At 68.9% G+C, this 15,378-nt stretch carries 10 protein-coding genes; 8 read left to right on the top strand and 2 right to left on the bottom strand.

The genetic code is table 11. The features are described 5' to 3' along the window. Positions 1–41: 41 nt before the first annotated feature. The 6 genes from BLR41_RS14910 (at position 42) to BLR41_RS14885 (ending at position 6,688) form a co-directional block, all read left to right on the top strand. Entirely contained in the window at positions 42–1,640 is a 1,599-nt protein-coding gene (locus BLR41_RS14910) for a CocE/NonD family hydrolase (RefSeq protein ID WP_092629032.1), read from the top strand. A gap of 381 nt (positions 1,641–2,021) precedes the next feature. Then, on the top strand, positions 2,022–2,798 hold the full coding sequence (locus BLR41_RS14905) for an SAM-dependent methyltransferase (protein WP_245694258.1): 777 nt from the start codon (positions 2,022–2,024) through the stop codon (positions 2,796–2,798). 303 nt (positions 2,799–3,101) lie between these two features. Further along, positions 3,102–3,851 (top strand): S1 family peptidase, encoded by a 750-nt coding sequence (locus tag BLR41_RS14900; protein WP_218120154.1) that lies wholly within the window; start codon positions 3,102–3,104, stop codon positions 3,849–3,851. A gap of 406 nt (positions 3,852–4,257) precedes the next feature. Next, entirely contained in the window at positions 4,258–4,842 is a 585-nt protein-coding gene (gene ectA / locus BLR41_RS14895) for a diaminobutyrate acetyltransferase (protein ID WP_092629030.1), read from the top strand. Between the two features lie 145 nt (positions 4,843–4,987). Then, the gene (gene ectB / locus BLR41_RS14890) at positions 4,988–6,235 is read left to right on the top strand and encodes a diaminobutyrate--2-oxoglutarate transaminase (RefSeq protein ID WP_092629239.1); all 1,248 of its coding nucleotides are present in this window, start codon (positions 4,988–4,990) and stop codon (positions 6,233–6,235) included. 60 nt (positions 6,236–6,295) lie between these two features. Then, positions 6,296–6,688, top strand: coding sequence for an ectoine synthase (locus tag BLR41_RS14885; RefSeq protein ID WP_092629028.1), 393 nt, complete (start codon positions 6,296–6,298; stop codon positions 6,686–6,688). Between the two features lie 76 nt (positions 6,689–6,764). Here the strand turns inward: BLR41_RS14885 and BLR41_RS14880 are convergent, their stop codons facing one another. Continuing rightward, on the bottom strand, positions 6,765–7,799 hold the full coding sequence (locus BLR41_RS14880) for an ADP-ribosylglycohydrolase family protein (protein ID WP_245694254.1): 1,035 nt from the start codon (positions 7,797–7,799) through the stop codon (positions 6,765–6,767). A gap of 311 nt (positions 7,800–8,110) precedes the next feature. Between BLR41_RS14880 and BLR41_RS14875 the strand changes: the two genes are divergently transcribed. After that, positions 8,111–11,011: an AfsR/SARP family transcriptional regulator gene (locus BLR41_RS14875; RefSeq protein WP_092629027.1), complete on the top strand. Its 2,901-nt coding sequence runs from the start codon at positions 8,111–8,113 to the stop codon at positions 11,009–11,011. A 377-nt stretch (positions 11,012–11,388) separates the two neighbouring features. Here BLR41_RS14875 and BLR41_RS14870 read toward each other — a convergent pair whose 3' ends face one another. Further along, positions 11,389–12,231, bottom strand: coding sequence for an SGNH/GDSL hydrolase family protein (locus BLR41_RS14870; RefSeq protein ID WP_092629235.1), 843 nt, complete (start codon positions 12,229–12,231; stop codon positions 11,389–11,391). A gap of 788 nt (positions 12,232–13,019) precedes the next feature. Here BLR41_RS14870 and BLR41_RS22895 point away from each other — a divergent pair. Next, positions 13,020–15,296 (top strand): hypothetical protein, encoded by a 2,277-nt coding sequence (locus BLR41_RS22895; RefSeq protein WP_176797995.1) that lies wholly within the window; start codon positions 13,020–13,022, stop codon positions 15,294–15,296. Positions 15,297–15,378 lie beyond the last annotated feature (82 nt).

The following is a 15,378-nucleotide window of genomic DNA, read 5'->3' as shown; positions in this document are numbered from 1 at the left end:
CGGGGCGGCCCCTCCGCCGCGGCCGGAAGGGCCAGGCAACGGTGCGCCGAATACTCTCGACAGCCGCCGCGACCCTCATCGCCGCACTGTGCGGTTCCCTGCTCGCCCCGGCCGCCACGGCCGAGACGAACGGGGTGACCGTGCACCGGGCGAGCATCCCCGGGTCGGGTGGCATCACGCTGCGAGCCAAAGTCATCGAACCCACCGGCGAGTCGGCCGAGCCACGACCGCTGCTGGTGATGCCCGCCAGCTGGGCCACCCCCAACATCGAGTACGTGGGGGCCGCCGCCCGGCTGGCCTACGAGTCGGGCTACGTGGTCGTCAGCTACACCGCTCGCGGGTTCTACGCCTCCGGCGGCGAGGTCGAGGTCGCGGGCGAGGAGGACGTCGCCGACGCCAGCGAGGTCATCGACTGGGCCGTGGCCAACACCTCCGCCGGGGAGGAGAACGTCGGCATGGCCGGAATCTCCTACGGGGCGGGCATCAGCGCGCTGACCGCCGCGTCCGACCCCAGGGTGGACGCGATAGCGGCCATGAGCGGCTGGGCCGACCTCGTCGCCTCGCTGTACCCCAACCGCACGGTCAACGCCTCCGGCGCGGAACTGCTGCTGGGAGTCGGCGAACTCACCGGGAGGTTCGGCGCCGACCTCACCGAGCTGGAGAACGCCTACCGCGAGCACCGCACCGAGGAGGCGCTGCACTTGGCGGAGGAGCGCTCCCCGATCAATAAGCTCGACGAGCTCAACGCCAACGGCACCGCGGTTATGCTCGCCAACTCCTGGCAGGACTCGCTGTTCCCACCGAAGCAGATCACCGACCTGTTCAGCGGCCTGACCGGCCCCAAGCGGCTCATGCTCGCACCCGGGGACCACGCCACGGCCGAGCTCTTCGGGGCGGCGGGCCTGCCCAACCACATCTGGGACACCGCGGCCCGCTGGTTCGACCAGCAGCTGCGCGGGGTGGACGAGGGCATGGCCGACAGCGCGGTGGAGATCCAACCGATGAACGGTTCCGAGTGGAAGCGGTACCCGGACTGGCGGTCGGTTACCGACCACGCCACCACCCGCGAACTCACCGAACCCGGCCGGCGCCACCTGTTCGCCCCCGAGACCGGCGGGCTGAGCACCGAGCGCGGCCCCGGATGGCGGCACTCGATCGACAGCGGTGATCCCACGCTGGCCAACAGCGGCCTCGTGCTGGTCAGCGGCGCGCTGCAGGGCTACGCCCGGATCCCGGTCGGCGTGTCGGTGCCGCTCGTGGACCGGGACGACGCGGCGGTGTGGGCGACCGAGCCCTACGCGGACGGCGTGAACGTCACCGGCACCCCGCGGCTGCGGGTGAACGTCACCCCGGAAGACGAGAGCGTCTCGCTGTTCGCCTACCTCTACGACGTCGGTCCGCTCGGCAACGGGAGCCTCATCAGCCACAAGCCGGTAACACTTCGCAATGATTCCCCCGGGGTGCGGAGCCGGGTGGACATCTCGCTGCGACCCACTTCCTGGCAGGTGGCCGAGGGGCACCGACTGGTGCTGGTGGTCGACACTGTGGACGGTCGTTACCGCGACGAGAGCTCCGGCGGCGAGGTGGCGTTCGGTTCCTCGGCCGAACAGCCCGCCACATTGCGCGTTCCGGTGGGTTGACACGATTTCCGCTCCGACGCGCGCCTGCTGTTCAGCTCGCCGGTGGTGTCCGTGCCGGTGGTGCGGGCACCACTGTGACCGGCCGAGAACGGATCCGAAAAACCGCTCGAACCGTTCGGATCCGTTCGGTTGTGCTATCCGGATTCGATCGAATACGAATAGTGTCCGAAAAGTAGCGCAACGGAGTTTTTCTCGATGTTCGCGGTATGTTTTCGCCACGGGCGGCGACACCGCTCCACAATCGCCGCCCGCGGCTGTACCGTGGCGGATATGACGGATGTTCGTCCACCGGACGCGTTACAACGCGAAGGTGCCGATGATGAGCCACCGAGAAGACCCTTAAGGCGCATATCGGGAGATCTGCAGGTCAGGGGCGTGGACATGCAGCGCCCCAACGCCGCACGCATGTTCGATTATTACCTCGGAGGTACGGCCAATTTCGCGGTGGACAGGCAGGCCGTCGACCGGCTGGTTGCCGAGGTCCCCGAAGCCCGGGTTTACGCACGTGCCACGCGGGCCTTTCTCGGACGATTGATCCGTTTTCTTAGTCATCGCGGAATCGATCAGTTTCTCGATCTGGGGTCGGGAATGCCGACCGTCGGGAATGTGCACGAAATAGCCCGCCGGTGCCGCTCCGACGCGCGAGTCGCCTATGTGGATGTCGAGCCCGAGGTCGTGGCGCACGCCAGGCAACTGCTGCGCGGAGTCGACAACGTGACCGTCACCCACGCCGACATCCGAGAGCCGGAAACGTTGCTGGCGGCGCCGGAGGTCACCGAGCTGCTCGACTTCACCCGCCCGGTCGCGATACTGGCCGTGTCGATCCTGCCCTACATTCCGGACGCCGACGATCCAGCCGCGATCGTGGCCGCCTACCGGGACAACTGCGTGCCGGGCAGCTATCTGGCCGTCTCGCACAGCACACCGCTGACGATGTCCGAGGAGCAGGTGCGCCACAGCGAGTCGGCCTACCAGGGCACCCGCACGCCGCTGGCCGTTCGTGAGATCGAGCGGATCCGCGAGCTGCTCCCCGGCTACTCGCTCGTGGAGCCCGGGCTGGTCCCGCTGCCGCAGTGGCGGCCGGAGCCCGACATCAACGCCCAGCAGGACGCCACCGCATCCGCCAACGCCGTAGGAGCGCTCGGCTACCTTCCTTGAGAAAGGTTCTCGGCGCTCGGGAGGCTCAGGTGGTCGCTCGGGGCGTCGATTTCGCGAGAAATCGACGCCGCGCCGAGCGCGCATCCGATGCACGTGCAGGGGACACGTGCGTGGTTCGTGGGGGCCATCCGTTTCCGGGTCGGCCCGGAACGGTCGAGGGCAGCCCGGTTTCGAGCGTTACCAGGTCACATGCTTCGTTGGCGATTAGTGACCAAATTGTTGATTCCGCCACTCGATCGAGTGATCTTTAGGGGTGTCCTGATCACGCAGCGACACAGCTGCTGTCCCAAAAGGAGCCCCAGCTTGTCACTAGCAAGAATCCTCACCCGGACTGCCGCCGCCGCACTGATCGCGGTCGGCATGGCCGCTCCGGCCCAGGCAGCCGTCTCCGCGCCGGTCGCCGATGACTCCGGCCCGGAGACGATGATCATCGACGGTAGCTACGCCGACGATGCCCCGTGGGCGGCGCGGATGTTCGCCGACGGCAGGCAGGCGTGCAGCGCCTCGGTGATCGCTCCGAAGTGGATACTCACCGCGCAGCACTGTGTCCAGGGCGCCAATCAGGTCAGCTTCCGAGTGGGCAGCCTCGACCAGACCCAGGGCCGTGAGGTGTTCGCCGTCCCGGGCGGGGTGAACGTCCATCCCAGCGCCGACCTGGCACTGGTCAATGTGGGCAGTTCGGTCGACGTCGAGTACGCCCCGATCGGCGCCCCCGGTGCCGCCGAGGTCGGCGAGACCGTGCAGACCTACGGCTGGGGCGCCACCTGCACCGACCGCCCCGAGATCGAGTGCCAGTCCCAGCGGCTGAAGGTCGCCGACGTGACCGTGACCGACACCTCCTGCTCCGACTACCGCGGCGGAACCGCGATCTGCGCCTACCGCGGTGACGGTATCCCCGCGGGAGGTGACTCCGGTGGCCCGATGTTCGCCACCGCCGCCGACGGGGAGTACGTGCAGGTGGGAGTGGCCTCCACCAGCGACCGCTCCTCGCGTACCGCCTACACCAACGTGACCAGCTACAGCAGCTGGATCGGCTCCCTCGCGGGCGTGTGACGCGGTTTCCTCCCCGCGACAGCTCCACTCGGTTTCCCCGTCGCCGTTCCCGGCGGCGGGGAAATGTGTTCGGAACCACAATTTTTGGGACTTCCGCCCGCGTTGTTTCGGGCCGAGAATTGATCTTTCCCGAACTCTCGGTGTCTCGTTACCGTGGAAATCGGTCGCGGCACGGGGCAATGATCGTATCCAGTGCGAAAAATGGATATTTTCGCTGTTTTCGCAGTTCAAAGCGCTTGCATTGATCTTTTCGGGATAAGCGGAGCTCGCCGTCAGCGACCATGCCCCGCGGTCGCAAGAAATTTGTTGTGCTTGTCACGGGGTATTTCGCTCCACGCCTGGTGGTGGAAATGTCGATCTTTTCTCGCCTGGCGATTTCACCGGTGCGTGGTTAGTTTCGTGAGACATGACCGGCGAAAATCCTGGCCATCGTGGCGCACGGCCCGATGGCGTGAGTGGGTCAGCCGGGCGGGTGGAGATCGACACTCCGACCGTCGCGGACGGCCCGGAGCTGTACCGGATCACGCGTGATTCGGGGGTGCTGGATGTCAACTCCCCCTACGCATACCTGCTGTGGTGCCGCGATTTCGCGACCACCTCGTTGGTGGCGCGTTCGCACGACGGGGTGGTGGGCTTCGCGATCGGATACGTCCGACCCGACGCCGTGAACACCCTCGTGGTGTGGCAGATCGGCGTCGACGCGGAGCTGCGCGGTCGCGGGGTGGCGAGCCGGCTGCTGGAACGACTGCTCGACACGGCGGCGCGGAACGGCATCCGCTACCTGGAAACCACCATCACCGCCGACAACGCGGCCTCGATCAACCTCTTCTCCGCGCTGGCGCGCGACCACGGCGCTCCGCTCGAGGTGAGCCCGCTGTTCCCGGCCGAGCTCTTCCCGGACTCCCACTTCGGCGAGGACCTCTACCGCATCGGACCGTTCGCCACCGCCGGTGCCACGGCACCCGGCACGCCCACGGAGTCCGTCGTGTGAGGTTCCACACCACACCCACCCGAGCCGGTTCGCGGTGAAAACCCGAGCCGCGAACCATCCAGCCGTGCGCACGCACGGCACGACACCCAACCGGCCCGGCGGCCGAGGCGTCACGAGCGCTTCGAACCGGACCGAACGGAGGATCGTGAAAGACGTCTTCGCAACCCAGGAATCAGAGGTCCGCAGCTACAGCCGGACCTGGCCCGCGGTCTTCGATCGTGCGCTGGGCAGCTGGATCTACGACGAGCACGGGCACGCCTACCTCGACTTCTTCGCGGGGGCGGGCGCGCTCAACTACGGGCACAACAACCCGCTGCTCAAACGCAAACTGATCGAATACATCGAGCGGGACGGGATACACCACGGGCTCGACCAGGCCACGGTCGCCAGGGGCGAGTTCCTGCGCACCATCGACGAGAAGCTGTTCCGGCCGCGCGGGCTCAACTACAAGGTGCAGTTCCCCGGGCCCACGGGCACCAACTCGGTCGAGGCCGCGCTGAAGCTGGCACGCAAGATCACCGGACGCGAGTCGATCATCAGCTTCACCAACGCCTTCCACGGCATGACGCTGGGCTCGCTCTCGGTCACCGGCAACTCGATGAAGCGCGGCGGGGCGGGCGTCCCGCTGGTGCACGCCACGCCGATGCCCTACGACAACTACTTCGACGGCCAGGTAGACGACTTCCTCTACTTCGAGTCGTTGTTGCAGGACAGCGGCAGCGGCCTGAACGCGCCCGCCGCGGTGATCGTGGAGACCCTGCAGGGCGAGGGCGGCATCAACGACACCCGCGCCGAGTGGCTGCGCGGGCTGTCCGAGCTGTGCGAGCGGCACGGCATCCTGCTCATCGTCGACGACGTGCAGATGGGCTGCGGCAGGACCGGCCCGTTCTTCAGCTTCGAGCAGGCGGGCATCGAGCCGGACATCGTCTGCCTGTCCAAGTCCATCGGCGGTTACGGGAGTCCGCTGGCGCTGACCCTGATCAAGCCGGAACACGACGTCTGGGAACCCGGCGAGCACAACGGCACCTTCCGCGGCAACAACCCGGCCCTGGTCACGGCCACCGAGGCGCTGCGGCAGTACTGGAGCGACGACGAACTGGAACGCGCCACCCTCGCCAAGGGCGAGCGCGTCGGCGAGGCGCTGCTGGAACTCGGCTCCGACTACCCCGGCCTGCTGGCCAAGGGGCGTGGCCTAGCACGCGGCCTCGGTTTCGCCGAGCCCGAGATGGCGGGCAAGGTAGCCAAGGCCGCCTTCGACCGGGGGATGATCCTGGAGACCTCCGGTCCCAGCGACGAGGTGGTCAAGGTGATGCCCCCGTTGACGATCACCGAGGACGAGCTGGAGCGGGGCCTCCGGATCGTTCAGGACTCCGTGCGCTCGGTACTGGCCTGAAGCACCCGCGCCGAGAACCCCGAAACCGCCCCGAGAACCCCGAAACACCGAGGAGACGAGTTGATCGTTCGTACCGTCCGCGACGTCGAGGACACCGAATCCGACATCAAAACCGAGAACTGGCGCAGCAAACGGATCATCCTCGCCAAGGAGAAGGCCGGGTTCTCGGTGCACGAGACCACGCTGTACGCGGGCACGGTCAACGAGTTCTGGTACGCCAACCACATCGAGGCGGTGTTCGTGTACGAGGGCGAGGGCGAGATCACCGAGCACGCCACCGGGGAGACGCATTCCCTCGGGCCGGGCTCGCTGTACCTGCTCGACGAGCACGACAAGCATCAGGTGCGCCCCAGGACCGACATGCGCACGGTCTGCGTGTTCAACCCGCCGGTCACCGGCAGGGAGGTGCACGACGAGAACGGGGTGTATCCCCTGGTGACCGAGGAGGAGTGAACCGAGGGGCCGAGCGAGCAGCGGCCCCGTAGCCGCGGGAGTGGTCGTCCTCGGTGCGACGTCGCCGGGGCGGCGCTCAACCCAGGCTCAGGTACCGCCGGTCGTTGAACTTCTCGCCCACGCAGGACGCGCCGAGGTCATGGCCGATCCGCTCTATCACGTCGGCCAGCTCCAGCCGGTTGAGCCAGTCCCGCGGCAGCGCGGCGGTGCCGTGCCTGGCACCCAGGATCGCTCCGGTGATGGCCGCGGTGGTGTCGCTGTGCCCCGAGTGGTTGGCGGCCAGCCACAGCGCGTCGCGGAACTGTTCGCGCTTGGGCAGGGCCAGCGCGCAGTAGGCCCCTATGGCCAGCGCCTCCGGGCCGACCCAGCCCTGTCCCAGCCGCTGGACGTATGCCGTGCGCACGTCGATGCGGGCGAGGGTCGCGGCGTCGGCCAGTCCCGTGGCGGTCTCGCCGTCCTCCCGCAGCACCCTGCCCGCCGCTTGGTCCACCGCATGCGGAATTCGCCTGCCCTGCACCGCCAGCAGGTGAATCAGCGCGGCCATGGCTCCCGCCGAAGCCCATCCCCCGGGAGCGCCGTGGGTCAGCGCGCCGAACTGGCAGCCCAGTGTGTAGGACATCTCGACGGTGGGTGCGAATCCGGCTCCGGCCGCGCGGTCCACCGCGCCGCAGCCCTTGGAACTGTTGATCGGTTCCTCGGGGGTTCCCAGCAGGTCCTCCTGCAGCGCTCGCAGGCTGGTCAGGCCAGGGGAGCGGTTCACGTAGAGCTCCGGCTCGGCCAGCAGGCCGGTCGCGCCGTAGTGCGGTTTGTCCTCCTGCTGGGTCAGCAGCCACCTGCGATAGGCGGCGCCCGTCGCCTCCACCGGCCGCCACCGGCCGCCGTTGTTGCCGGTAGCCCAGGCGTGCAGGTATCCCTCGCCGGTGAACAGCAGCATCTGCGCGGCGTCGCCGAGCAGTGCCTGCGCCGGTGGTTCGGTTACTCCGTCGGGACCGTAGCGCGCACGGATGTCGCCGTGCTCCTCGAACTCGACCGGAACTCCGAGGGAGTCGCCCAGCGCCGCACCGAGCAAGCACCCCACGGCACGATCCACCACCGTGGACGACGTCGACACCCGGGATACCTCCACAGTGGTCTTGCGCGCGTTCTGATCCTCACCCGACTCTACTGGCCCGTCACAGCCACTTGGTAGCGATCTGTGCAATTGCACGGTGGAGTTTGCTCACAGATTGTGATGTTCGGCGAAATATGAAAGTTGATCTTAGTCTGTTGGGGTGAAGCCGGGTGAATCCGAACACGTTTGTCGGTTTTAGTGGTTAACGTGGGTCGGTTTCGGGCCGGTCGTTCGCGGGGCGACACCCCTGCGATCGCCGGCACGGAACCGGGAAAGATATACGCGAAAGTGGGATCGAGCTTCGGGGGGATATGCCACCGCACGACAACCCGGCCGAGCACCCGAAGAGCGGCTACGAGTTCGGGCTACTCGGGCCGCTCGAAGTGCGTTACGGCGGGCAACTGCAGCCGTTGGGCAACTCGGCGATGCGCAGTGCGTTGGCCTGCCTGCTGCTCGAACCGAACCAGGTCGTGTCGATGGACAGCTTGATCGACACCCTTTGGGGGGAGCAACCACCGCGCACGGCGCGGACCATCGTCCACGGCTACGTGTCGCGTATTCGCAAGCTGTTCACCCCCGAGGAAGGCACCGCGGATCCGGAAAACCCCGCGCTGGTCACCCGTGCCCCCGGATACCTGCTCCAGGTGGACAGCGACCGGATCGACGCGCACCGGGCTCGAGCCCTTGTCAACCAGGCCGGAAACCTCGAACCCGGAGAACGTTCCCGAGTGCTCTCCCGCGCACTGTGGCTGTGGCGTGGCCCGGTGCTCTCCGACATCTCCTCGGAGCGGCTGCACCGCATGGTCGCCCCCAACCTGGACGAACTGCGCATGGTGGCGCTGGAGGAGCGCATCGGGGCCGATCTGGAACTGGGCGAACACCACGGGATTCTCGTCGAGCTGTCCGAGCTGGTCGAGAAGCACCCACTGCGCGAGCGGCTCACCGGCCAGTTGATGCTCGCCTACTACCGATCGGGACAACGTGCCAGGGCCCAGTCCTGCTATCACACGCTGCGGGAACTGCTGGCCGACGAACTCGGCATCGATCCGGGGCCGGAACTGCGCTCGCTGTACGAACGACTGCTGCGCGACGACGAGACGCTGACCGCCCCGAACCGGGCCGTCGCAGCCTCCGCCACCCCCGCCTGTGACGTGACCCCGGTACGACCGGCCGAGCTGCCCCCGCCGGTGGCAGGTTTCGTCGGAAGGACCACCGAGTCCGCGGCGCTGGACCGGATGCTGTCCGAACAGGACAGCGAATCGGCCAGCGTGCTCGCCGCGATCACCGGCATCGCCGGGATCGGCAAGAGCGCGTTGGCGGTCACCTGGGCCCACCGAGTCGCGCACCGCTTCCCGGACGGCCAGCTCTACGCCTCGCTGCGCGGCTTCGACCACGAGCGTTCCCCGCTCCCACCGGGTGAGGTGCTCACCGGTTTCCTCAAGAGCCTGGGCATCGCCGACGACGCCATACCGATCGACCTGAACGAACGGGTAGCCCTGTACCGCTCGCAGTTGGCGCGGCGCCGCGTGCTCATCCTGCTCGACGACGCCAGGGACGCCGAGCAGGTGAGCCCGCTGTTACCCAGCAGCGACGGATCGTTCGTGCTGGTCACCAGCAGGAAACGACTCGACGGTCTGGTGGTGCGCAGCGGGGCCAGGGCGCTGCCGCTGGAGACCCTGCCCACCACCGCGGCCGTGGAGCTGCTGGACCGGGCAGGTGTGCCGGGCAGATCCCGCTCCGAGCCGCAGGCCGCGCGAAAACTCGCCGCCCTGTGCGGCGGGCTGCCGCTGGCGTTGCGCATCGCCGCCGCGCGACTGGCTGCCAACCCAGGGCGCGCGGTGGGCGACCTCGTCGGCGAGCTCACCGACGAGCAAAACCGGCTCACCGGGCTCGACATCGACGACACCGACATCAGCGTCCGCCGCGCCTTCGACATCTCCTACCGCAACCTGCACCCCAGCCAGGCGTGGACATTCCGGCTGTTGGGGCTGGTTCCCGGCCACACCTTCACCGCGCACGCGGTGGCCGCGCTGTGCGGCACCGAGCCCGAGACGGCCCGCCGCAGACTGCGAGCACTGACACTGGCCCACCTCATCAGCGAACCCAGGCCGGACCGGTTCGCGATGCACGACCTGTTACGGGTCTACGCGCGCGAACTCGTGTTCGCCGCCGCAGACGAGACCGGGGAGGAATCGGAGACCGCGCTGCGCGGGCTGCTGGAGCACTACCTCACCGCCGCCGACCATGCCAGGAGATTTCTGCGCCCACCGCGTGACGAGTTGGACTTCTCGGCGACGGAGTGGGAGGTTCCGGAGATCACCGGCAGGGCCGATGCGCTGGAGTGGTTCGACGCCGAGTGGCCCAACCTGGTGGCCGCCATCGAAACGGCAGCCGACCGGCGATGGCACCGGATGGCCTGGTGGCTGGTGCGCCTGCAGTTCAACTACCTGATGGTTCGGTGCCCCTGGGAGGACTGGGTGACCATCTACACCAGCGGACTCGAATCGGCGCGCCGCATCGGCGACGAGACCGGCACGGTACTGATGCTGGCCGGGCTCGGGGTGGTGCACTCCCGCTCGGGCAGCCCCGAGGTGGCCCTGAGCTACTACGCGGAGTCCCAGCGGCTCGCGACGAAGCTGTCCGACTGCGGCGAGCTGGCCATGACGCAGGTCAACATGGCCAGCGCGCTGTTCCGGCTGGGACGCTACCCGGAAGCGCGGCAGCACTGTGAGGACGCGCTGCGGACCTACCGGTCGCTGGGGGACCGGTACCGGGAAGCGGGAGCACTGAACAATCTGGCCCAGGTGGAGCAGGTGATCGGCAACCGTGCGGAGGCGCTGACGTACCTGCACGAGGCCGAAAAACGCTACCGGGAAGCCGACGATCTCGAAATTCTGGCCATGGTGCTCAACAACTGTGGTGAAGTGAGTGTCGAACTGGACAGGATCGACAGCGCGCGACGCTACTACGGGGAGGCGCTCGAAGTGGCGCAGCGCTGTGGCTCGACCATGCGCCAGGCCGCGGCGTATCTGGGGTTGGGTGACGTCGCCTCGCTGCGCGAGGATCACCAGGTGGCTCGGCGGCGATGGGAGACGGCACTGTCCATTTTCGAGGCCGGCGGCTCGCCGCGCGCCGCGGAGCCGCGGGAACGGTTGCGCCTCGGTGCGACACCCACCGGGGAAGCCGAGGTGCGGCGCTGCTCCGGCGTTTAGTCAGCGTTTAGCGTGCTCTTAGTGATACCTGCCAACGTGTGAATGTGCGTTCCGACCGACCGTTTCGGTCCCGGTCACGATCGCACCGAGGCGGCTCTCGGGGGGCGTGAGTCGGCCGAGAAGAGGCGGTGCGGAGAGCTCGACCCGTCGAGTTGTCCACCGCCCACAACAAAGGGGTCAGGTTATTCCCGGCTTCTTCGGAACCGGGAAGGACATGGGGGTGGGTGCGGACTCCGTGTTCTGGGGGATTCCACAACGACACGGGGTCCGCGCTCGCGTTCCTGCCCGGCCCACACCGAGGGCCGGGCGGTTCGACCCGTCGCCGCTCCGTTCCGGCGGTGACCGGTAGCGCTTCGTCGGCTCCGGACGCGGCAGGGTCAGCTGTGCTCCGAAGCGCTCTGGAGGGGGCGCGGCGAGGGTCGCTTGGGCTCTCTGCCGTCTCCCGAGGACGTGCCGCGCAACCGGCGGCCGACCCACGGCCCCAGATGTTCACCGATCCAGCGCAGATCCTCGCCGCGCCGTTCCGACCAGGAACGCTCCGTCCGAGACGGCCACGGTTGTCGCCAGTCCTCGTCCACTCGCAGCCCCAGGATCTCCGCGGCGTGCAGTGCCACGCGGTGGTGTCCCTCCCGGGACAGGTGCAGTCTGTCCTCGCTCCAGGCACGCTCATCCTGTAGCACCCGCATCGACCAGAGGTCCACGACATAGCAGCCGTGTCGCCGCGCGATCGCCCAGAGGTGTGAGTTGTAGGTGCCGACCTTGCCGCGTACCAGCCGCATCACCGCCGTCCGCCGCGTGTCGAAGCCGGTGCCGATCAGCACGTCCGCCCCCGTCGCACGCAGTTCGGCCACCGCGCTCTCGAAGCGGCTCGCCAACTCGTCCGGGTCGGCGAACGGTCGGATCATGTCGTTGCCCCCGGCGGTGAACGCGGCGAGATCCGGCCGCATCTCCACGGCGTGTGGCAACTGCTCCCGCAGGATCTGGTCGAGCAACTTCCCCCGCACCGCCGTGTTGGCGTAGCGCAGCCCGGGGTGCTCGGTCGCCAGCCGCTCCGCCAGCCTGTCGGCCCAGCCCCGGAACGTCGCCCGGTCGGGACCCGGATCGTTCAGCCCCTCCGTGAAGCTGTCACCCAGCGCCACGAACGTCCGCCACTTCCGAGCTCCGCTCCCGGACTCGTTCTCCGGCGTGAATTTCCCCGAGGTCGCTGACTCCTCACTCATCGGGACCGCCTTTCGTGTTCTCTCGTCTTCGCCCGCGGTGCCGTAGCCGGAAAACACATTGGACCTCGGTTGGTCACCTACGCCAGCGTCGGTGACCACTTCAGTGACCAACGGCACGTGGATGCTGTGGCGGAGCTCCGCGTGCGTGGTCGGGTAGCCGGCACGTGAGTCGGCGCCTTGGGAGTGTTGGGCCGGCTCTTGAGTAGCGACCTACGCGGCGAGCGGCCCGGCCTTGCAATGCATCCGACTCACGCACCGGGGATACGCGCGCTGCTTACGCCGCATGGTTGCTTCCCGACGAGGGTTCCGAGGGGCGCGGAAGTTTCGTGGGAAATTGACGCCGCCCCGAGGTCGGGCGGCGGTGCCGCCTGCCGGGGTGGTCGGAGCGAGGCCTGCGTCGAAGCGGCGCGGCGATTTCGTGGGAAATTGACGGCAGCCGGATGAGGAACCGCCCCACGAGTGGGGCGCGAGCGGGGCGCCCATGTCGCTCGTCGGAGTTAACGCCGCAGTGTGCCGTGGGCCCTACTTGCGAGTGATGGTTGTGTTCGGGTGAACAGTCCGTTTCGTATCGTTGAGTCGGTGCAGTGTTCCGTCGGTTACAGCAAAACCCCCCGCGCGCGTGGCGCGGCTGCTAACCTCCGGCGGGAGTAACGAGACGATCAAGGGGATATCGACGATCGGAAGTGGTCGGTGGTGCTACCTCGATCACTTGAATGGGGAACGCGAAGCATGCCTGCTGACGTCGGAGCGAGTGTGTCTGCCGACAGCATCGAAGCTCTGGGGGAGTCGTGACGAGTCCGCGGGAACCGATGCCCGGTTCGATGGAGCGGCACGAGGTTCGGCCGGGGTTTCCGCGGTCGGAGCAGTGGCCCGCCTCCGTACCATCGGGTACCCCCGTCACCGGGGCGACGCCGCCCGAGGAGTTGCGCGGAACCGATTCCGCCGCTGAACCGGTGCGGCGTGGCTCCGCGCAGCCGAACGAATCCGACTCCGCGCACGCTCACCGACCCGCGGGGCCCGGTTCGGCCTCCCGAGCTCTCGGGTCCGCGACTCGGTTCGACCTGCGCGCCGAATTCGCCACCGCCGCGGCCCAGTCCGATCCGCTCGCGCTGTACAGCCGCCTCGACCGACTGCTGGAGCGTTTCGAGTACGAATGGTCCAGCCCCCCACATCGGAAGCGGGGGTGGGCCGAGCAGACCGAGAACGCGGGCGCCGCCCTCGCCGGGGAACTCGACGGCTCGGGAGCGGGGGCACCGGCACGCGCCGAACCCGTCTCGGGCCCGCTGCCACTGCCGCACGCGGTCAACAACGGGGAACAACGACGCCACGCCGCCCCCGAACGAGCACCACATCAGGAGAGCTCCGGAACCGCGAGCGGCACGTTCAGCGGTGCCATACCGCTCCCCGCCGAACAGCGCCACGATGCCGGACAGCACGCCGCGCCGACAGCGGGGAACGAACCGGGACCGGAGTCGTCCGCCGCGGGGCAGCTCCCGGCGGGACCTCCTGCCGCGGCAGCCGCCGCACCGCCCCCTCAGGACGAATCCGCGCCCCGGCACGGCGATTCCGCCGAGGAACGGGAACAACCACGGGGAAGGCACGCCGGAATGACCGGCTCGCTGGAAGCCGGGGACCCCACGGTCTCCCCGGCTCCGGAGCGGGAATCCGCGCGGTCCGAACGCGAGGACGACCACCCCACCAGGCCGTTGGGCAGCGCCGCGGACATCCTCGGCCTGTCGCCGGAACAGGCCCTCCCACCCGAGTCCGTGGTCGAGATCGGTACGGAGGAGTACGACGAAACCGCGAACTCCGGGCGGCACGCTTCCGCCGGGGCGGCGGAGCCGTCCGCCGCCCGGTCCGGTCCGGTTGTCGAACCCGGCCCCACGCTGGCACCCGGCCCCACCTTGGAACCCGGCCCCACCGTCGAATCCGAGTCCACTGTGGTCTCCGGTTCCCCTGAGGGATCCGGGGCCGTCGCCCGTTCCGAGTCCCTCGGTCCCGGATCCGCCCCCGCTGCCGCGGATGGGGGATCCGCCACCGCGTATCCGGCCGAATCCGCCGGTTCCGGCGCGGGAACGGCTCCCGCCGAACCGGGGCCCGCACCCGAATCACACCCCCCACCTCCCGAAGCGCGGCAGCCCGGCCCGAGGGGACCGGTGCCGCCGTCCCAGCCGCCGCGTGAGAACGGGGGGCAACCGGCGCCGCAGGCCGGCCCCGCCAGCGGGCCGTTACCCGCCCCGCCTTCTCCCGGCTCACTCCCGCCTGGTTCACCGCCCCCCGCTTCGCGGCCACCCGGTGAGCCGCCGCTCCGGGGAAACACTCCACCCGGGGGGCAGGCTTCGGTGCGGCCACCGGCGAATCCGGCCAGCGGGCCGTTCCCCGTGCCGCAGCCTCCCCGGCAACCGATGCCCCCACCTCCGCAGGGCCCACCTCCGCGGAGCCAGTCTCCGCAGGGCCAACCCCCGCAGGGACAGCCTCCGCAGGGACAGCCTCCGCAGGGACAGCCCGCTCCGAGACCGCCCGCACGGCCGCCCCAACCGCCCCCTGCGAACGGGAGCGTCGGGCCGTCGAGCGCCCCGTTCCCCGCTCCCGCCGTGGCACGGGCCGTGCCGGAGGGCACCTCTTCGGCAACGTCATCCCCACCTCCGCCGCAGCCCCAACCGCAGCAGCCCCAATCACAACCCTTCGCGGCTGTTCCGGAGGAGCGGGACGGCCGTAACCGGCCGTCGGAGCCCTCGGTCGCGCCGACGGCCCAGCCGCCCAGGTACGAGCCGCGCCCCGACGGAGGATTCGGCCCGATGGGTTCCGGCGGCTGGTCAGGCTCCGGGAACTCCAACTACGCGGCCAAGGGCAAGTTCCAGCAGGATCCTGCCGAGCAGAGCGGCGACGAGCGTCCCAGGACGAACGAGCTACGCAGCGGACAGGGCTACAACCGTGACGACGACGAGGAACAGCCGAGGTTCCTGGTGCAGGCGGACGATCTCTACGGCACCGACTTCGGATCCGACCGGTTGGTGGCACCACCGGTCATCGGAGAGGGACCGTCCGGCTACCCGGGCTTTTGACACCGGAATTCTCCGGCTTCCCCCACCGTGAGTTCTCCCGCGGCGGAACATCTCGCACGGTTCGCACCGCGAGAGGTTCCGC

Source organism: Actinopolyspora mzabensis, from assembly GCF_900101095.1.
GTDB classification, from domain to species: Bacteria; Actinomycetota; Actinomycetes; order Mycobacteriales; family Pseudonocardiaceae; genus Actinopolyspora; species Actinopolyspora mzabensis.
This window is presented reverse-complemented; position numbering and strand designations above follow the sequence as displayed.